The 19148-nt window shown below is 33.5% G+C and carries 20 protein-coding genes and 1 other annotated feature; of the genes, 1 reads left to right on the top strand and 19 read right to left on the bottom strand.

The window, feature by feature from the left end:
• Positions 1 to 166 precede the first annotated feature (166 nt).
• From AB1282_RS13885 to spoIIGA, 16 genes are all read right to left on the bottom strand, one after another.
• Positions 167 to 1075: an RluA family pseudouridine synthase gene (locus tag AB1282_RS13885; protein ID WP_056471031.1), complete on the bottom strand. Its 909-nt coding sequence runs from the start codon at positions 1073 to 1075 to the stop codon at positions 167 to 169.
• The gene (gene lspA, locus AB1282_RS13880) at positions 1072 to 1530 is read right to left on the bottom strand and encodes a signal peptidase II (protein WP_429899350.1); all 459 of its coding nucleotides are present in this window, start codon (positions 1528 to 1530) and stop codon (positions 1072 to 1074) included. Before lspA ends, AB1282_RS13885 begins: the two co-directional genes overlap by 4 nt.
• Before the next feature lie 71 nt (positions 1531 to 1601).
• Positions 1602 to 1925 (bottom strand): TraR/DksA family transcriptional regulator, encoded by a 324-nt coding sequence (locus AB1282_RS13875; RefSeq protein ID WP_429899349.1) that lies wholly within the window; start codon positions 1923 to 1925, stop codon positions 1602 to 1604.
• Between the two features lie 261 nt (positions 1926 to 2186).
• Complete coding sequence (locus AB1282_RS13870; protein WP_429899348.1) at positions 2187 to 2879, bottom strand: CAP domain-containing protein; 693 nt, start codon at positions 2877 to 2879, stop codon at positions 2187 to 2189.
• Positions 2880 to 2993: 114 nt separating this feature from the next.
• Positions 2994 to 3359 (bottom strand): hypothetical protein, encoded by a 366-nt coding sequence (locus AB1282_RS13865; RefSeq protein WP_056471044.1) that lies wholly within the window; start codon positions 3357 to 3359, stop codon positions 2994 to 2996.
• Between the two features lie 161 nt (positions 3360 to 3520).
• On the bottom strand, positions 3521 to 6277 hold the full coding sequence (ileS, locus tag AB1282_RS13860; protein WP_429899347.1) for an isoleucine--tRNA ligase: 2757 nt from the start codon (positions 6275 to 6277) through the stop codon (positions 3521 to 3523).
• Positions 6278 to 6482: 205 nt separating this feature from the next.
• Positions 6483 to 6706, bottom strand: a binding site (T-box leader).
• Between the two features lie 55 nt (positions 6707 to 6761).
• A complete protein-coding gene (locus tag AB1282_RS13855) occupies positions 6762 to 7250 on the bottom strand; it encodes a DivIVA domain-containing protein (protein ID WP_056471050.1) in 489 nt (162 codons plus the stop codon).
• An 89-nt stretch (positions 7251 to 7339) separates the two neighbouring features.
• Positions 7340 to 8113 carry an RNA-binding protein gene (locus AB1282_RS13850; RefSeq protein ID WP_429899346.1) on the bottom strand — a complete coding sequence of 258 codons (774 nt, stop codon included), beginning with the start codon at positions 8111 to 8113 and terminating at the stop codon, positions 7340 to 7342.
• Between the two features lie 68 nt (positions 8114 to 8181).
• A complete protein-coding gene (locus AB1282_RS13845; RefSeq protein ID WP_056471054.1) occupies positions 8182 to 8442 on the bottom strand; it encodes a YggT family protein in 261 nt (86 codons plus the stop codon).
• A gap of 4 nt (positions 8443 to 8446) precedes the next feature.
• Complete coding sequence (locus tag AB1282_RS13840; protein ID WP_056471057.1) at positions 8447 to 8953, bottom strand: cell division protein SepF; 507 nt, start codon at positions 8951 to 8953, stop codon at positions 8447 to 8449.
• Positions 8954 to 8958: 5 nt separating this feature from the next.
• Positions 8959 to 9633 carry a YggS family pyridoxal phosphate-dependent enzyme gene (locus AB1282_RS13835; RefSeq protein WP_056471060.1) on the bottom strand — a complete coding sequence of 225 codons (675 nt, stop codon included), beginning with the start codon at positions 9631 to 9633 and terminating at the stop codon, positions 8959 to 8961.
• Positions 9634 to 9637: 4 nt separating this feature from the next.
• Entirely contained in the window at positions 9638 to 10462 is an 825-nt protein-coding gene (pgeF, locus tag AB1282_RS13830) for a peptidoglycan editing factor PgeF (RefSeq protein ID WP_056471063.1), read from the bottom strand.
• 246 nt (positions 10463 to 10708) lie between these two features.
• Positions 10709 to 10990 carry a YlmC/YmxH family sporulation protein gene (locus AB1282_RS13825; protein WP_056471068.1) on the bottom strand — a complete coding sequence of 94 codons (282 nt, stop codon included), beginning with the start codon at positions 10988 to 10990 and terminating at the stop codon, positions 10709 to 10711.
• A gap of 599 nt (positions 10991 to 11589) precedes the next feature.
• Positions 11590 to 12369 (bottom strand): RNA polymerase sporulation sigma factor SigG, encoded by a 780-nt coding sequence (gene sigG, locus AB1282_RS13820; RefSeq protein WP_056471070.1) that lies wholly within the window; start codon positions 12367 to 12369, stop codon positions 11590 to 11592.
• A 269-nt stretch (positions 12370 to 12638) separates the two neighbouring features.
• Positions 12639 to 13358, bottom strand: coding sequence for an RNA polymerase sporulation sigma factor SigE (gene sigE / locus AB1282_RS13815; protein ID WP_056471072.1), 720 nt, complete (start codon positions 13356 to 13358; stop codon positions 12639 to 12641).
• 10 nt (positions 13359 to 13368) lie between these two features.
• Positions 13369 to 14274, bottom strand: coding sequence for a sigma-E processing peptidase SpoIIGA (spoIIGA, locus tag AB1282_RS13810; protein WP_387361764.1), 906 nt, complete (start codon positions 14272 to 14274; stop codon positions 13369 to 13371).
• A gap of 200 nt (positions 14275 to 14474) precedes the next feature.
• Between spoIIGA and AB1282_RS13805 the strand changes: the two genes are divergently transcribed.
• The gene (locus AB1282_RS13805) at positions 14475 to 15143 is read left to right on the top strand and encodes a class I SAM-dependent methyltransferase (protein ID WP_429899345.1); all 669 of its coding nucleotides are present in this window, start codon (positions 14475 to 14477) and stop codon (positions 15141 to 15143) included.
• A gap of 47 nt (positions 15144 to 15190) precedes the next feature.
• On the opposite strand, the gene ftsZ is transcribed toward AB1282_RS13805, so the two are convergent.
• The 3 genes from ftsZ to AB1282_RS13790 all read right to left on the bottom strand — a co-directional run bounded on the left by ftsZ (position 15191) and on the right by AB1282_RS13790 (position 18633).
• Positions 15191 to 16333, bottom strand: coding sequence for a cell division protein FtsZ (gene ftsZ / locus AB1282_RS13800; RefSeq protein WP_056471082.1), 1143 nt, complete (start codon positions 16331 to 16333; stop codon positions 15191 to 15193).
• A gap of 35 nt (positions 16334 to 16368) precedes the next feature.
• Complete coding sequence (ftsA, locus tag AB1282_RS13795; RefSeq protein ID WP_056471085.1) at positions 16369 to 17655, bottom strand: cell division protein FtsA; 1287 nt, start codon at positions 17653 to 17655, stop codon at positions 16369 to 16371.
• 222 nt (positions 17656 to 17877) lie between these two features.
• Positions 17878 to 18633, bottom strand: a complete 756-nt coding sequence (locus AB1282_RS13790) for a cell division protein FtsQ/DivIB (RefSeq protein WP_429899344.1) — start codon at positions 18631 to 18633, stop codon at positions 17878 to 17880.
• Between the last annotated feature and the right edge of the window lie 515 nt (positions 18634 to 19148).

The following is a 19148-nucleotide window of genomic DNA, read 5'->3' as shown; positions in this document are numbered from 1 at the left end:
ATAGTGTAGAAGCAAAAAACCCTCTTGCCCGATGGACAAGAGGGTAGCGCAAAAGGATACAATTATCCCTTTTCATTTTTCCGCTTCCTTCTCAACCTCACGGGGTTGTGTTAAAGGTTCATTCAACTGTCCTCATTATGACCTATGTTTCAATCATTGTCAACAGTTATCTGCGTAATTGTTCAATAATATTTTCTAGTACTTTTGGAATAGGTGATGAAAACTCTAAATACTCATTTGTTCTTGGATGTTTAAATCCTAAAACAGCTGCATGTAGTGCTTGACCATCTATATCTAATGTTTTACGAGGTCCATACTTAGGATCACCAGCTAACGGGTAACCTATATATTTCATATGAACACGAATTTGGTGTGTACGGCCTGTTTCAAGCTGACATTCAACTAAAGTAAACTCATCAAATCGATCTAATACTCTAAAATGAGTCACTGCCTCTTTACTATTATCTTCAGTAACCGTCATACTTTGACGATCATTTTTATCTCGTCCGATTGGCGCATCAATTGTGCCTTCTTCATGCGGAATTACCCCATGTACAATCGCAATATACTTACGTACAGAAGTTTTTTGACGTAATTGCTCTGCAAGCTTCTCATGTGCTACATCGTTTTTTGCAACCATTAATAAACCTGAAGTATCCTTATCGATTCGATGTACGATACCAGGTCTTAATACACCATTAATGCCAGATAAATCTTTACAATGATACATTAAAGCGTTCACTAAAGTACCCGTTTCATGACCTAATGCAGGATGAACTACCATACCACGTGGTTTATTTACTACAATAACATCCGCATCCTCATAGTAAACCTCTAGTGGAATATTCTCAAGCTTAACTTCTAATGGCTTTGGATCAGGTACTGAAACTGATATTTCATCGCCCTGTTTCACTTTATAATTACGTTTAATTTTTTCACCGTTCACTAATACAAAATCTTCTTTTAACCATGCTTGTACTTGTGACCTTGACCACTCATCGTTTTGAGTTGCAATAAACGTATCGATTCTTTCTAAATGTTGATCCTCTTGAACTGTAAAAGCAAAAACTGTCATTTCTTAACTCCTCTTTTATCTTCCAATAAAGTAATAATAAATAATAAAATAACGCCTACACAAAGCGCTGAATCCGCGATATTAAACACAGGGAAATCATAATTAAAAATATAAACATGAATAAAATCAACTACTTCTTTACGGAAGAATCGATCAATAAAATTACCTATTGCACCACCTAAAACTAATCCTAAAGATAGACCAAGGAATCGATCTCCTTTAGCGTGCTTTTGGATAAAGTAAATCACTGCTATCACAAAGACTAAAGTAATTAAATAAAAGAAGACCATTTTCCCTTGGAGCATTCCCCAAGCCGCTCCTTGATTGCGATGTGATGTTATGTAAAAAATATTTTTAATAATTTCAATATTTTCTCCTAAATACATCTTTTTTAATACTGCAAGTTTTGTCAGTTGATCAATTAAAATGACAATTACCGCAATAATATATGCCATATTTATCCCCTACCTTATTAGATATCTCATCAAATTTTAGCATAGGGGAAACGTTTATACAATGAATAGTATTAGTAATGATTTCTTACAAAACTAAAATCCTCTAATGTTCGACCTGTTGGAAGCACTTTTAACTTTTCAATTGGAATAGCTTGCCCGGTTACTTCACAATAACCAAATAATCCATGATCAATTTTTTGCAGGGCAATCTCAATATCATATAAATCATTTTGCATGTCTTCAACGAGAATTTGATGTTTATTTGTCTCCTCGAAAATTGATTGATGCTGCTCAATATCAGAAGAACTTATTGGTTCAGAAAATAAACGATGTAGCAATTCATTTTTAATTAGTTCGAGCTCTTGTTTAATATAGAAAATTTCATTGCTCCTCATCTTCTTCACTCCCAATTTATTTATGTAAAAATACTTTTCCCTCAATATCAAGTCGATAATAGGTGAAACTTTTTCCTTTTAAGGAAATGGCAAAAGATTTTTCCATTCATAATTGTGATGTAAAGTAATTATTGCTCTAAAGGAATGCTTCTTAAAATTGTTTGATCTCAATAAAAAAAGAAAACCCGCATAGGTTCATTTACCTGTTGCGGGTTTTCCTTCTGTATTGCAAAAATTCAATTTAAACATTAAGTAGCATGATTAGTCTGTAAATTGTTGCGTCCAGTAAGTTCCTACTTTACCTACGCCAAGTTGTTTAAAATTAGGGCTCATGATGTTAGCTCTATGACCTGTTGAATTCATCCAATCAGTCATTACTTCTTTTGCGTTTGTTTGACCATGTGCAATGTTTTCACCTTTATATCCACCATTAAAACTTAATGTTGAATGATACATATTGTTCGCATTACTCATTGTTTGTGACCACGTTTGAGCCGTTCCGTTTAAATAGCTAGATAGTGTTAATGGCTTTAATCCGCCTTTCCCACGCTCGATATTTACTAAGTCTAAAATTTGTTGTTGAGTCGAGGAATTAGAGCTAGCTGGTGTAGTCGGATTTGATGGTGTTGTTGTTGGATTAGATGGTGTTGCTGGATTTGTTGTTTTTGTTGGCGGAACATATTTTACGTATTTTTTCAGAATATATCTTGTCTTACCTTTATAGCTGATCTTAACAAAAGTACTATTGTAACCTGAGTAGTTAATTTTTTGGTTTTTAGCAAGGTATCCAACTGTTATAGAACTACTCCACGGCTTTTCTTTAACTGACAATTTAGTAGCAGTTATTGCACCTGAAGTCGCTCCAGCATATGTTGCGCCTAATCCTATAAACATTGGCATTGCGATTGCAACCCCTAAAACTGTTTGAGTTACTTTTTTGAATGTTTTTTTCAAATTGTTTTCCCCCAGTCGTTTTTTTGTAAGTTGTTATCGCTTACATAAATTATCATACATCAACACATACATACATACAATTCAAAAATAAAAAAAGGAAGATTATACTAATGATCATCCTTTTTCACCTTCAAATTCTTTTCTATATTCTTCTTTAAGAATTTCTTTTACATCATCTCTTTTAATAAACTCTTTTACAAATTCTCTAATTCCTTGTTTTCTCATTTCTTCGAGCATTTCATTTCTAATTCCTTCAATACTAACGGACTTATCAATTTCTTTTTTGAGGATCCCTTTAATATCTGGTTCCTTTATTCCTAAAAGATAATATGAGCGCTTGATACTTTGTTGTATACTTGAACGACTTTTCTGCTCTAAGTCAGCTATTTCTTGGTAACTATATCCCTTTTCTCTTAAATCTATTCTCTTCTTCATTAATTCAGTTAATTTTTCCCAATTTGGATTATTTTCATAATTCATTATGTATTAACCTCTTATATCTTATTTATAGTACTGTACACATACCATACACCAATACATACTTTTTTACAATTTATGAAAAAGATAATAACAAAAACGTTCAAAAAGAGCCGAAAGTTTAAACTTTCGACTCTTCTTTAATGTGCTTATACACTTTTTAATTACATACCTTTTACAACACTTGCACAACGTAAGCAAAGTGTAGGGTGTTCTTCATCTTTTCCTACTTCTTCAGTAACTACCCAGCATCTTTCACAAGTTTCACCTGTCGCAGGAGTTACTTCGATACTTAATGTATCAAATTTTTGAGCTGTGTCAGGAGCTTGTTCATTGCTATTTGCAATTTCAACTTGAGAAACAATTAATAATTGTTTGAAGTCTTCATTAATAGAGTTTAATAACTCTGCTACTTCTGCATTTGGATAGATTTTCACTGATGCAGTTAGAGATTTACCGATTACTTTTTCATTACGTGCAACTTCAAGTGCTTTTAATACGTCATCACGTAAATCCATAAATTTTTCCCACTTAGCTTCTAAGCTTTGTGTATCGCCGAAATCTTTAACATCTGGCATTTCAGTTAAGAAAATACTATCAACTGTAGCTCCTGCCATATGTGACCAAACTTCTTCAGCTGTATGAGGTAAAATTGGAGCAACTAAACGAGTTAGTGCTTGTAATGATTCATGTAATACTGTTTGAATTGCTAAACGATCTTTATTCGTTTTTGGCTCAATATATAAAACATCTTTTGATAAATCAAAATAGAAAGAACTTAATTCTGTTGTACAGAAGTTTTGAATTGTGTGGTAAACATTTGCAAATTCATATTTCTCGTATGATTCACGAACAGTTTTAACTACATTGTTTAACTTAACTAACATGTATTGATCTAATTCGCGTAGCTCTTCATATTTTAATGCATCTTGTTCTGCATTAAATCCATCTAAGTTACCTAGTAAGAAACGGAACGTATTACGGATTTTACGGTATACTTCAGCAACTTGTTTCATTAAAGCGTCAGAAATACGAACATCTGATTGATAATCTACTGAAGCTACCCATAGACGTAAAATATCTGAACCATATTGATTCATAATTTTTGATGGTAGGACGATGTTACCAATTGATTTACTCATTTTACGACCTTCACCATCTAAAACGAAACCATGGCTTACTACAGCTTTATAAGGAGCTTGACCTGTAACAGCAACACTTGTACTTAATGAAGAGTTAAACCAACCACGGTATTGGTCAGAACCTTCTAAGTAAATGTCAGCAGGGAAAGATAATTCCTCACGAGTGTTTAATACCGCTTGATGTGAAGAACCACTATCAAACCAAACATCCATGATATCTTTCTCTTTAGTGAAGTTACCATTTGGTGAACCAGGATGTGTAAATCCTTCTGGTAATAATTCTTTCGCTTCTTTTTCAAACCAAATATTTGAACCATGCTCTTTGAATAAGTTCGAAACATGTTCAATTGTTTCTTCAGTAATAATTGCTTCGCCGTCTTCAGCATAGAATACTGGGATCGGAACTCCCCATACACGTTGACGTGAAATACACCAATCTCCACGATCACGAACCATGTTGAATAGACGAGTTTCTCCCCAAGCTGGGAACCACTTAGTATCTTGAACAGCTTGCATTAATTGCTCACGAATTGCTTCAATTGAAGCAAACCATTGTGCAGTTGCTCGGAAGATAATTGGCTTTTTCGTTCTCCAGTCATGTGGATAAGAGTGTGTGATAAATTGTAATTTTAATAAAGCACCTTTTTCTTCTAATGCTTTTGTAATTACTTTATTAGCTTCATCATAGAATAATCCTTCAAATCCAGGAGCTTCTTTCGTTAGTACACCTTTTTCATCTACTGGACAAAGTACTTCTAATCCATATTGTTGACCTACACGGAAGTCATCTTCACCATGACCTGGTGCAGTATGAACACAACCTGTTCCAGCGTCAGTTGTAACATGATCACCTAAAATAACGACTGACTGGCGATCATATAAAGGATGCTTACAAATGATTCCTTCAAGTTCTGCTCCATTATAAGTCTTTTCAACTACTGCATCTTCCCAACCTAATTCTTTTGCTACTGCATCTCTTAACTCACTAGCAACTACGAACTTGTCACCATTTACAGATACTACATCATAGCTTAAATCAGGATGTAAACATACAGCTAAGTTAGCTGGGATTGTCCATGGAGTTGTCGTCCAAATAATGAATTTTTCTCCACCGTTTAGAACATTTTTCCCATTTTCAACTGCAAATGCAACATAGATTGATGCAGAACGCTTATCTTGGTATTCAATTTCCGCTTCTGCAAGTGCAGATTCACTTGATGGAGACCAATATACTGGTTTTAGACCTTTATAGATTAATCCCTTAGTAGCCATTTTACCGAATACTTTAATTTGTTCAGCCTCATATTCTTTTTCAAGTGTGATATATGGTCGGTCCCAATCACCTAAAATTCCTAAACGTTTAAATTGTTCTTTTTGACGCTCTACTTGCTCGTAAGCATATTCTTCACATAGTTTACGGAATTCTGCCACTGACATTTCTTTACGATTTACTTTTTTATTTGCTAATGCTTGTTCAATCGGTAAACCGTGAGTATCCCAACCTGGAACGTAAGGAGAACGGTATCCATTCATATTATAAAAACGAACAATGAAATCCTTTAATACTTTATTAAGTGCATGTCCCATATGAAGGTCACCATTTGCATAAGGTGGTCCATCGTGTAAAATAAATGACGGTTTTCCTTCGTTATGTTTTTGAACAGTTGCATAAATATCTTTTTTGTTCCACTCTTCTTGAATTTGTGGCTCACGTTGAGGTAAATTCCCTCTCATAGGAAATTCAGTTTTTGGCATAAGTAACGTATCTTTGTACTCCATTTGCTTTCCTCCATTTTTAAACTTTTTAATAGATTGATCTAAAGCTAGCCGTTTCAGGCAAGTCCAACTACTCTATGCCAGCTTACTTTACATTTTTTAATTTCCACATTAACGCATTGTATCCATCTTACAAGCCTTTTATTAGTGGAGTTGTCTATTATGTATAATAAATCGTATAAGACGCAAAAAACCTTCCTCATCCCAAAAAAGGGACGAGAAAGGTTTCCCGTGGTACCACCCTAATTGACAATAAATTTCATGAAATCATTGTCCACTTAGCATTCGTAACGTGAATGAAACGGCTTTTCTTACTCATTTTCAGAAAAGCACTCTAGGGTGATTTTCCTTCTATTTTCTATATCAAGCTTTCACTATCCTTGACTCGCTACCTAGTTTTATAGAAGTACTCTTCCCTGTCACCGATTTACTATTAATATCTAATAAATTATATTTAAAACTTTACAAATCGTCAAGGCTTATACGACTAGTTTGCGATTTCTTCTGTTTCTTTATCATCTAAAATATGATCCCAATCTTCATGACCTAACATTTCTAATTGAGTTTCAATTGCCATTCTTAAACGTGTTCGGAAAACTTTGGATTGCTTCTTAAGCTCTTCAAATTCCATTGTAACTTTTCTAGATTTAATTAAAGCTTCATTGATAATACGATCAGCATTTTTCTCCGCTTCTTTAATGATCAATTTAGCTTCTTTTTGAGCACTACCTTTTACATCTTCAGCAGCTTCTTGCGCAATCAAAATTGACTTATTTAAAGTTTCTTCTATAGTAGAAAAATGCTTTAATCTTTCTTTCATATCAAGAATTTGTTCATCTAATTGTTTCTTCTCACGAATAACTAATTCATAATCTTTAATGACTTGATCTAAAAACTCGTTAACCTCATCTTCGTCATAGCCACGAAAACTTTTACCAAATTCTTTATTATGAATATCAAGTGGTGTTAAAGGCAATTAAGCCACCTCCATGTATGTATGTTCTTTATTAATAGGTTATAATAAATTTTCGACAGTTTCTACGTTTTTCCTTCTACAATTTCTGACTATTTTTTAACACCGTAGTTTATCCGCCATTTTTCTTTTTTTGATAAGCCATCAATTGACATTAACATTCCTCTACCAAAACCTTTGATAGAGAATAAATCTCCTTCTTCACATAAAAACGAAGTAGAATCAATAACTCGCTGATTTACTTTAACGTGTTCGGCCTTTATTAAACTTTGAGCTTTTTGTCTCGATATATTATAGAATTCACTCAATAAGACATCTAATCTTAGTGATGACACAGTCCCATTATTAGTTTGCCAAACATCATCTGATTCAATCAATTCTTTAAATGAAATTCTACTTAATTTAATTGGCGATTTCCCAACAGAATTTAAGTTATTTTCTACAAAACTTGCTACTTCATCAGCAACAATTACTTGGATTATATCATTTTTAAGTAGAATATCACCAAATTTTCCTCTAGTGATTCCTAAAGACATTAAAGTTCCTAAAACTTGCCGATGTGATAAAGTGTGAAATTTAGTTGCATAAACTAAGTCAAATGCAACCAAAGAATAGTCTTCTTCAACTGGTGTATAAAAACTTGGATAAATAATTGCACGCTTTCGTTCACAATCTTCACGACCACCAAAAAAAGCGACAAAACACTCCGCTTGATTACCGATAATTGATTGCATAATCATTTGTTCTCTTAAATCAAGAAAATCTGTCAACTTAATAGAATAACGTTCAATTGCTTGTTCCTTCCAACTGATAACCTTGTCTACGAAAACATGTTCTTCTTTTCGAAAATGATCATAAATACTCATTGATGTAATCCTCTTTTTCATCAAACTTTCAATATTAATTAAAAAAGAGAACCTGTTAGATTCTCTTTTTAAAAGTAATGAGAAATACTTATTATTCCATATCCAGCAAATTCTAAAGCAAATAATGCAATAATAGGTGAAAAATCAAACATACCGATTGATGGAACAATTCGACGGAACGGCTCTAAATATGGTTCTGATAACCTACCAATTAAGCGACCGAAGCCTGATTGTCTTATTTGAGGGAACCAAGATAAAATGATATGAATTACGATGACGTATCTATAATACTTGATTAATTGGTATAAAATATATAAAAGTAAACCCATTTAATTACCACCTTTTAACGGAATTTTCTTCCTCAAATAACATATCTGTAATCGTTCCAGAAATATCAATATTATCAGGTGTACAAATAAACGTATTTGTACCAATTTTTTTTATATCTCCACTTATTGCATAAACTGTACCACTTAAGAAATCAACAAAGCGTTTAGCTTGATCGATTTGCATTTGTTGTAAATTGATCACAACTGCTTTTTTTGATTTTAAATGATCTGCAACATCCTGTGCTTCTGCATATTCACGCGGCTGCGCTAATACAACTTTTGACGACAAAGAAGCTCCTCCTGGTATACTTACTAATTTTTGCTTTGATGCATTTCGCTCATGATTAATTTCTTCATTTGCATGTTTAGAAAATTGTTGTTGTTGATATTGTTTTTGTTGCTGATGTTGTTGTTGTTGCTGTTGTTGCTGTTTTTGCTCTTCGTATTCATAATCATCTTCATACTCATCTTCCATTGCAAAAAAGTTTCTTACTTTCCCAATAATACTCATCTTCTCTACCTTCCCTTTCCTACTAAATCAGTACCTATTCTTATGAATGTAGCACCTTCTTCTATTGCTATCTCAAAATCATTAGACATCCCCATTGATAATTCAGAACATGGAATATTTGCAATATGTAGATCTTTTACTTTTTCTTGTAATTCCTTTAATCCTTTGAAACTATTTCGGATCATCTTTGCATCCTCTGTAAATGGTGCCATCGTCATTAATCCAACAACTTGTACTTTATCAAATTCTGAAAGCTGTCTAGCAAATTCGACTACATCATTTGGGCTTATGCCATGCTTTGAATCTTCTCCAGATACATTGACTTGTAGGAAGCACTTTAATGGTTCAGTTGCTCTTTTTTGTATCTCTTCTGCTAAAGATAGTCGATCTAAAGAGTGTAAGTAATCTATTCTATGAATGACGTCTTTTACTTTTCTAGTTTGAAGTGAACCAATAAAATGCCAAACAACATCATTTTGGATGTGATCTTGTTTTTCCTTTAGACCTTCAAAACGGTTTTCGCCAAATTGTTGTATACCTTCAGCTAAAACTTCTTTTGCCACTTCTGTTGAAACTTGTTTAGTAACAGCTATTAAAGTGACTTCATCATTTCGATTTGCTCTTACTTTGGCTGCATTAATTTGTTCACTAATACGTTCATAATTTTGTTTGACTGTCATGATGCTAATTCCTCCAACCAATATAACTCATCATTCTTCCTGTTTTTCCGCCATCTCTACGGTGAGAAAAAAATACGTCCGGGTTACAACTTGTACAATAATTTGTCATTATTATATTTTCTTCACTAATACCCGATTTAATGAGTAATTGTTTGTTTGCTTCTTTTAAATTCAATTTGAATTTCCCGTTATGTAAAGTGGTTAAAATATTATTAGGTATTTTGTGTTCAAAAGCATCATTTAATTTATTCATCACAAAATCATCCACTTCATAACAACAATCACCAATGGATGGCCCGATTGCAACTTGGATATTTTTTAGTTGTAAGTTTTCTTCTGTAATCCATTTTTCGATTAGACGTCCGCCAATGTTTTGAACAGTACCTTTCCAACCTGCATGAGCTAAACCAATAAATTTACTTGTTGGTTCAAGGAAATACAATGGAACACAATCTGCATAACAAGAAGTTAATAATATATCTTCCTCATTCGTATAAAAACCATCTGTTGTCTCGATGCTACTTCCATAATCAATAACACCTTTGCCACAATCTTTTTTCGTTACTTTCACGACATTATTCCCATGAACTTGTTCTGAACAAACCCATTTCGTTTTTGAAAACTCTAGTTTACTCGCAAGGAGTTCTCTATTTTCTACTACAATATCCTTCGAGTCATTTACATGTAATCCAAGATTAAAAGAAGTGAAACAACCTTGGCTAACTCCATCATTTTTTGTTGTAAATCCAGCAACTAAATGTTTGTATGAGTCTTCCCAAGGTTGAATCATAAAAGTACTTTCAGTCGATTGAATGAAACTCTCTTTCATATTTATAAGACCTCACAGAAAACTAATTTAGTAAATATATGTAAACCAGTTGATGGTTTCCTATATTTTACCATAGATTTCACATTTTTGATTATTTTTGACAAAACACAATTATTTTTTTCACTTTCGAAAGTATAAATTAGTTTCAAGGAATCCTTCTCGACATGGTTGCATTCTATTAATAGAGTATAAGTACAACGACGCCTTTGACTTCGCCTAAAAAGCTCGTCAGTCAGCGAGTTTTCATTATGTGAATTTTACTGGACTTGCTTGATTTTCATCCAAATCCACAGATGAACGATATTTTACCAAAATAACATCTTCGCCTATTTTCACAATATCATTCCAATAAATTGTCATTTCCTCTTCTTTACTAAAAAAATTCAAACCTTTCCCGGGCTTTGTTAAAATAATCGAAGTGATTTTTCCGTTTGATTGATCAATATCTAAATCAACAATATTTCCTAATTTCTTTCCATCAGCAACATTTACAACATCTTTAACTTGAAAATCTGAAATTCTGGCCATTTAACTTCACCATCCTTTTTATAAAATATATGAAGTAAGGGCCAAACATCATGATAAAATTCAAATAAAAATGTGTTAGACAATGTTGTTCGATGTTCATCCATTGTCTAACACATTAATATCGTATTTTCATTCTTCCAGTTTAACTATTTTGTAGTTATTGGATTATTTAGTTTTTGATTTTGTTTTTTTATAAATTTCATTCATTATAATTTGGAATTCATTATACAGGAATTGAAGCTCTAACTGAGGCTCCTAGCTCCTCGAGGTCATAAGCCAATTTCCGCTAAAGGTTAATAAGCAACTTTCCTTTTGAGTAATTACTCTTTATTCAGGGAAAGAAATAGTATGATGTCTTGCTACGACTCCTAGCCCCTCGAGGTCATAAGTCAAAGCCCAATGAAAGTAAAAAGCAACTTTCCTCGGTCTTCGCCTTATGCTTGTCGGGGCTGAACAGTCGCCTCCGCATTTCGTGATGTCTAGCTGCGGCTCCTAGCTCCTCGAGGTCATAAGCCAATTTCCGCTAAAGGTTAAAAGGCAAACCTTTAGCGGAAACCGTCTTATGCTTGTCGGAGCTGACCAGTCACCTCCGCTTTTCTCTAGCCCTGTATATTTTTGTTCATTTGTTTTATTGCTGATTTTTCTAGTCTTGATACTTGTGCTTGGGAGATTCCGATTTCTTCGGCAACTTCCATTTGTGTTTTTCCTTGGAAAAATCGTTTGCTTATGATCATTTTTTCTCGGTCGTTTAATCGTTTCATTCCTTCGCGTAGTGCTAGTTCTTCAACCCATTGCTCGTCCTTATTTTTATCATCACTTAGCTGATCCATTACAAAAATTGGATCTCCGCCATCATTATATATCGGTTCAAATAACGAAACTGGGTCTTGAATTGCATCTAATGCAAAGACGATTTCTTCATGTGTTACGCCTAATACTTCTGCGATTTGAACAGGAGTTGGTTCTTTTGAATTCTCTGCTAATAATCGCTCTCTAACTTGTAATGCTTTATAAGCAATGTCTCTTAATGATCTAGACACTCTTATTGGGTTATTATCTCTTAAATATCTTCTTATTTCACCAATAATCATAGGTACAGCATACGTCGAAAATTTTACATTTTGGCTTAAATCAAAATTATCAATAGACTTCATAAGGCCTATGCAGCCTACTTGAAATAAGTCATCCACAAATTCTCCGCGATTATTAAAACGCTGAATAACACTTAGGACAAGTCGCAAATTTCCATTTACGATTGTTTCTCTTGCGCTTCGATCACCGCTTTGCATTGCATGAAATAACTTACGCATCTCATCATTCTTTAAAACTGGAAGCTTTGATGTATCTACACCGCATATTTCTACTTTGTTTCGTGTCATGATGTTCCCTCCTACTTGGAGCTGCTGTACTATAGGTAAGTATCTCCTTCGGTGGAAAATTTATGCACAAAATAAAATATACAAAAATAATAAATTCCGGATTAAAAAAGCCTAACAAATAGAGAAAAAACAAGGATTTTTTTATAAAATTAATGAAAATTAACAGGTAGGTCTTATGAAAATATTTTTAAATATTATGTTGATATCCTTTATACATAGAAAAAACCGATTAGTATTTGAAAAAATCAAATCTAATCGGTTCTTATATTTTAAACCATTTTATTAAACTCTTTTCGAAGTCTTTTAATAATACGTTTTTCTAATCGGGATATATATGATTGCGATATTCCAAGCATATCCGCTACGTCTTTTTGAGTTTTTTCTTCAGTTCCATCTAGTCCAAATCGTAGTTCCATTATTTGCTTTTCACGATCGTTCAGTTGATCTAATGCCTTTGTTAATAATGATTTATCGACATTGGCTTCCAAGTCCTTCGTAATGATATCGTCTTCTGTTCCTAATACATCAGAAAGTAATAATTCATTACCATCCCAATCAATATTTAATGGTTCATCGAATGATACTTCAGAACGGTTTTTATTATTTCTACGTAAATGCATTAGTATTTCATTTTCAATACATCTTGAAGCATAAGTAGCCAATTTAATTTTCTTTTCCGGATTAAAGGTATTAACGGCTTTTATCAATCCGATTGTACCAATGCTAATCAGATCTTCAATATTAATCCCCGTATTTTCAAACTTTCTAGCGATATAAACTACTAATCGTAGATTTCTCTCAATTAATAGCGATCTAGCACCTAAATCTCCATTTGGTAGTTTCTGTAAAAGCTTTTCTTCTTCTTCCCTTGTCAAAGGAGGCGGTAATGCTTCACTTCCCCCAATGTAGTATACTTCATCGGCTTTCAAACCAAGCTTTACTAATAGCTTATACAAACCTAACTTTAGTTTTAAGAAAAATCGATTCATTTTCTACCTCCTATGCAATTTCATTAATTGTTCCCTGCATCATTTTTGGATGAAGGATACATTCATATAAATTGTCTGAAGACAAAGTAACATGACTCAATCCAACTAAAACCGAACTCGATGAATACCATTTCCCATTAATTTTTAATTTAACTACAGTAGGTTTTATTGCGACGAGGAATTGATTACTTTGACCAATACTTTTATAAGGTATATACGTTCCTTGAAAAAAACTTAAGACATCGAGTGCTTCAGTATTATGTAATGTATTTTCTGAGTCCCTTACTAACTTTACTAGTTCTATTGGTAATCCATAGTCACTAGTGGAACAATCTAAAATAATGACTGGTTTCCTAGAAAGAGGCTCATGAAGTGAGTTACCACTATCCATTAATCCTCTAATTTTAATCGAAGTGTTTCGCCACACAATTTCCATTTCGTACATTTCATTCAATTTCCATTTTGTAAACGAAATCTGATTGATCGATTTTCTAGCGTAAAATATAACGATTGGTAGCATTCCAATAACAAAATACCAGCTAACAGGGTCCCCATAAAAGGATGATTTCGTTAAATTTGATTCATTCGTAGCAAATAAATAATGTAAGCCTAGTAATGCCCCACCTAAAACGAATGTTGAAAAATAGAAGATACTTAATAGCTGTAAAAAAGTGATAATCCGTTGACGTCCAAATGCAAAAAATACGATGAAAAACGATAATAATATTTTCATAAAGGGTGAGCCAACAACATATGCATAAGGAGTAAACGTCATTAAAACAACGATTGAACCTAATAATGCCCCTAACAATGACCGCAAAATAGATACATTTCTTTTTAGAATTAAGCCTGTCAACTGAATAATCAAGAAGTCCATTAACAAGTTTAATAACCAAACAAGATCGCCATATATCACCAATTTTGTTCGCCATCCTCTATAGAATATTCATTTATATGTAAGTATAGGATGAGCACGGTAAGAAGTCTGTCAAAAAAAGGTATCTTTATTGAAGAGTTTTTCGACAATACATTTTCGAAATATGGATTGGACAGGTCAATATTTAATAGAAAACTTCCTTTTGTTTCTATTAAATCCGTCTAATAAGGAGTGAGGATTTGGATAACTGGATATTTCATTCACCCATTTTTGAGTTTGACGGTACTAAACCAACAATAAGACAACACTCTGCCTGGAAAGGTCACGCTAAATTTGCTTATGATTTAGTTCAATTCGTGAAACCAAAAAAAATTGTAGAATTAGGTACTCACTTTGGCTTTTCTTTTTTTTGTTTTTGTCAAAGTGTGAAAGATCATAATCTGTCATGTGAATGTTTTGCAGTTGATACTTGGCAAGGTGATCTGCATAGTGGATTGTATAGTAATGAAGTTTTTGATACGGTACGAGAAGTTGTTCAAAAACATTATCAAAAAGAAGCTAAAATGTTACGCAATTCTTTTGACGAAGCTATTAAGAATTTCGAAGATCATACGATCGACATACTTCATATTGATGGATTTCATACTTTTGAAGCTGTGCTACATGATTACACTACTTGGCTATCAAAAGTATCAAAAGAAGGAATTGTTTTAATCCATGATACTGAAGTAAGAATACAAGACTTTGGCGTTTATAAATTTTGGGAAGGCATTAAACAACAACTCCCATCTTTTGAATTTACTCACTCACATGGGTTAGGTGTATTATTCCCTAAAGGGTGTAACGAAAAGTTCAAGAGTGTTTTCAGTGATCTAGCTAATTTACAAAATCACTATTCGAAAGAATGAAAAAAACCAAGATAAGAGATTCTCTTATCTTGGTTTTTTTACATTTATTAGCGTCTTTTACGATTACGTAAGAACGCCGGAATATCTAAGTCATCAAGACTAGTTACATTTTTAGTCGTTTCTACAACCGGAACTTCTTCGCGAATTGGTTCGCGTTTAATAGTTGGTTGTGGTGTTTGAGTAGGTGTTGAAATTGTTTGTCTTGCCATTGGTTTTGGAGTAGGTGGTGCTGTAATAACACCTTCAAATCCAGTCGCAATAACCGTTACAATAATTTCATCCTTTAAGTTTTCATTGATAACAGAACCGAAAATCATATTTACTTCTGCATCACATGCAGTCGATACGATATCTGCAGCTTCTTGAACTTCATATAAGCTTAAGTTAGTTCCACCAGTGATATTCATAAGTACACCTTGCGCACCATTAATTGAAGTTTCTAATAATGGACTAGAAATAGCTTTTTTAGCTGCTTCAGCTGCACGGTTTTCTCCACCAGCAACACCAATACCCATTAATGCAGAACCTTTATTAGACATAATTGTCTTAACATCTGCAAAGTCAAGATTAATTAATCCCGGAACAGCGATTAAGTCAGAAATACCTTGAACCCCTTGACGAAGTACATTATCTGCTTCGCGGAATGCTTCTAGCATTGGAGTATTACGATCAACGATTTCTAATAATCGGTCATTAGGAATAACAATTAAAGTATCAACGCTTTCCTTCATTGCAGCGATTCCTGTTGCTGCTTGAGTTGAACGCTTCCTACCTTCAAATGTAAATGGACGAGTAACTACACCTACAGTTAATGCACCTAATTCTTTTGCTACTTGTGCAATTACTGGAGCTGCACCTGTTCCTGTACCGCCGCCCATTCCAGCAGTTACGAATACCATGTCTGCTCCTTTAAGAGCTTCTTGTAATTGTTCTCTACTTTCTTCTGCTGCTTTTTTACCTACCTCTGGATTAGCTCCTGCCCCTAAACCACGAGTTAGTTTGCCACCGATTTGCATTTTAACTTCTGCTTTTGATAGATTAAGAGCTTGTGCATCAGTATTCACAGCAATAAAATCTACACCCTGTACTCCATGTTCAATCATTCGGTTAACGGCATTATTTCCTCCGCCACCTACACCAATTACTTTTATCTTCGCTAATGCATCTACATTTGTATCAAAATCTAACATGATTGATCCCCCTACTATTCAAATTCATCACAAATTTAATCCCATAAATATTTAAAAATGCTTTTAACTTTACTCATGACGCGCTCTTCATCCTGCTGTTTTGGTTTTGGTTTTGTATTTGAATTTGAAACAGCCACAGGTTTTCGTTCATTTGACTCGAATGCAATATTAGAGCTAAGTTTTTTTCCACGCATTTTTGATTTATAAAAAGCATACTTGATTAGACCTACACCAGTAATGTATTGAGGTTCTCTTACACCAATATAATCTGGTGTTGCAACCCTTACATTATTTTTAAATACCCTTTGAGCTAAATCGATTACACCAGTCATTGTTACTGTACCACCAGTTAGAACAAATCCACCTGGCAAATTGCTGCCCCTCATTCTTACAAGCTCATTTTGAACCATAATGAAGATTTCTTCTAATCTAGCTTCAATAATATCGGAAATTTCTTGCTGACTGTATTGTTGATGTTGTTCACTACCCATTATTGGAACACTTAATACTTCTTCAGGTAATGCAGTATCATAAAAAGCATGTCCAAATTTCACTTTAATTTTTTCTGCATCTTCTGTTGAAGTTTTCAGTCCAATTGATATGTCTTTTGTAATATGGTCCCCTCCAACTGGTAGGACTGAAGTGGCCATAAGTACACCCTCTCTAAAAAGAGAAATTGTAGTTGAGCCTCCACCCATGTCAACAAGTGCTACACCTAAGTTTTTTTCATCCTGCTTTAGTCCTATCGTACTTGCAGCCATAGGTTGTAGACAGATATCCGTTACTTCTAACCCCGCTCTTTCAACACAACGAAGTATATTATGTACTAGAGTTCTTGAACCAGTGATTAATGTACCTTCCATTTCCAATCGTACACCAATCATTCCTCTTGGGTCTTTTACCTCAGAAAGGCCATCAACAATGTATTCATGTGGAACAACATCGATAATTTCTCTTTCCGGTGGTATAGAAATTACTTGAGCCTGATCCATTACCCTTAAAACATCTTCATTGTCAATTTCTTTATTTTCTTTAGAAACTGCTACTACGCCGTTCGTACTAATCAATTGCACTTGATTCGCACTAACCCCTACAATTACTTTGTCAATATGAATGCCAACCATTCTTTCTGCTTGATCAATTGCTTTTTTGATTGATTTGACTGTTTCATCTATATCAACTATTGACCCACGTTTTAAGCCCGAAGATTTAACATTACCAACACCGATAATGTTAAGTGTGTCGTTAACTAGTTCTCCTATGATTACTTTAATTGTTGAAGTTCCAACGTCAAGACTCACATAGATCTCATTGCTGTTCATGATGGCACCTCCTTTTTCTCTATCTATTATAATCGAGCATCAATTCATTCTTAAATATCATATATGACAACTATTCAACATTTACGGGGTTTTTCCTCTTTTTTTAAGTTTGATTTTTCATAATCTTTTTAATTTTTTTCAATATTTCTATTTAACTACTAGTCTACACTAACATGTAAAGTTAAAAAAGACTTGAAAGTACTGTTTACTAATGTATATCGGCTATTTAGTATCCGTACTATAAGGAGAAAAATACGCACCAACTTCTAAATGGATAACCCCTTTTTGATCTTTAGGTATTGACTTTAAAATTAATGGGTAATTTGACATTTTATTCGAGAATTTTCGAATTGTTGTCCTTACTTCATACCCTTCATTCGTATAAACCGTTATTAACAAAGGATCATCCTTACTTGGAGTATAATCTATTTCAGAAATTGAATGAAATATACTTTGTGGCATTTTTTTCAATTCTGCAGCCATTTCCTGCAACTCGTCTCCTTGTTTCCAACCAATTATATCAGGTGCTGTAGTATTTCCTAGTGATTTTTTCTCTTTAATAAGGACTCCGCTTTCTAACAATAGATACTTTTTCCCACTGAATAAACCTTGTCCAACAGGCTGAAATTCTTTTACATCGATTTCTACTTTATTAGGAAATCTTTTACGTACGATTGCAGATTGAATTGTATTTTGACTTTCAAGCTGATCTACTACCCTTTTTGACCTTATTGTCAAAAAGCTTTTATTAACGTTTACACCGGCTAATTTTTGAATTTCTTTATCAGAGTACAGTTGGTTTCCATTAATTACTAAGTGAATTTTTGAACCAATTGATGTTTGGAAATATAATACACATAAAAGCAAAGAAAAAAACACAAGAATTGTAACCAGTAACCGCAAATTTGTTTTTTTACGTTTTTTATTACGTAAAACAGGTACACGGTCTTCTAAACTAATAATCTTATTTTCCTGCATAAATATGCCTCCATTATCAATGTTCAACTAAAAATACCTTTTTAATTTACTTTTGCTTAAGAAGTAATTTAAGAATAATGAACTACTCATGACTAAAGTTACGAGTTACTTGGGAACAAAGCATACTTGCTAGCGTATTTCTTTCCTAGCAGAGGTTTCTTTTATTTACCAAGCTATCCCCGTAGTCCCTACGGTTAAGTTTTCCTAACGCTAGGTAAAACGCACTCAGCTTGATTTTATACTGAGGGGTATTACGGTTGTTCTTTTTGCGACTTCCGAGAGGTATTGGCGAACGACAGCCACCAAACAAGTTCTATTCACGCAACAAGCACCATACTTGAATTCGTTCTAGTTCAAGTGTCCGATATGATTTTATCTTATACTTCATGTCGGATACTAGTATAGTAAAATAATATGACGTTTTTTTAATACTATATTGCATCCGAAGTCGACTCATCTCATAATTTAAATCACGAGTGTTCTTGACTTAATAATAGAATAATAAAAAATAGAAT

The sequence above is a fragment of the Gottfriedia sp. S16(2024) genome (assembly GCF_050473765.1).
GTDB lineage: Bacteria > Bacillota > Bacilli > Bacillales > Bacillaceae_G > Gottfriedia.
This window is presented reverse-complemented; position numbering and strand designations above follow the sequence as displayed.

Bases quoted from the DNA above. Each gene is read 5' to 3' on its own strand.
- AB1282_RS13885 (WP_056471031.1), bottom strand. From the start codon at position 1,075: ATGACAGTTTTTGCTTTTACAGTTCAAGAGGATCAACATTTAGAAAGA.
- lspA (WP_429899350.1), bottom strand. From the start codon at position 1,530: ATGGCATATATTATTGCGGTAATTGTCATTTTAATTGATCAACTGACA.
- AB1282_RS13875 (WP_429899349.1), bottom strand. From the start codon at position 1,925: ATGAGGAGCAATGAAATTTTCTATATTAAACAAGAGCTCGAACTAATT.
- AB1282_RS13865 (WP_056471044.1), bottom strand. From the start codon at position 3,359: ATGAATTATGAAAATAATCCAAATTGGGAAAAATTAACTGAATTAATG.
- ileS (WP_429899347.1), bottom strand. From the start codon at position 6,277: ATGGAGTACAAAGATACGTTACTTATGCCAAAAACTGAATTTCCTATG.
- AB1282_RS13850 (WP_429899346.1), bottom strand. From the start codon at position 8,113: ATGAGTATTTATGATCATTTTCGAAAAGAAGAACATGTTTTCGTAGAC.
- AB1282_RS13845 (WP_056471054.1), bottom strand. From the start codon at position 8,442: ATGGGTTTACTTTTATATATTTTATACCAATTAATCAAGTATTATAGA.
- AB1282_RS13840 (WP_056471057.1), bottom strand. From the start codon at position 8,953: ATGAGTATTATTGGGAAAGTAAGAAACTTTTTTGCAATGGAAGATGAG.
- AB1282_RS13835 (WP_056471060.1), bottom strand. From the start codon at position 9,633: ATGACAGTCAAACAAAATTATGAACGTATTAGTGAACAAATTAATGCA.
- pgeF (WP_056471063.1), bottom strand. From the start codon at position 10,462: ATGAAAGAGAGTTTCATTCAATCGACTGAAAGTACTTTTATGATTCAA.
- AB1282_RS13825 (WP_056471068.1), bottom strand. From the start codon at position 10,990: ATGGCCAGAATTTCAGATTTTCAAGTTAAAGATGTTGTAAATGTTGCT.
- sigG (WP_056471070.1), bottom strand. From the start codon at position 12,369: ATGACACGAAACAAAGTAGAAATATGCGGTGTAGATACATCAAAGCTT.
- sigE (WP_056471072.1), bottom strand. From the start codon at position 13,358: ATGAATCGATTTTTCTTAAAACTAAAGTTAGGTTTGTATAAGCTATTA.
- ftsZ (WP_056471082.1), bottom strand. From the start codon at position 16,333: ATGTTAGATTTTGATACAAATGTAGATGCATTAGCGAAGATAAAAGTA.
- ftsA (WP_056471085.1), bottom strand. From the start codon at position 17,655: ATGAACAGCAATGAGATCTATGTGAGTCTTGACGTTGGAACTTCAACA.
- AB1282_RS13790 (WP_429899344.1), bottom strand. From the start codon at position 18,633: ATGCAGGAAAATAAGATTATTAGTTTAGAAGACCGTGTACCTGTTTTA.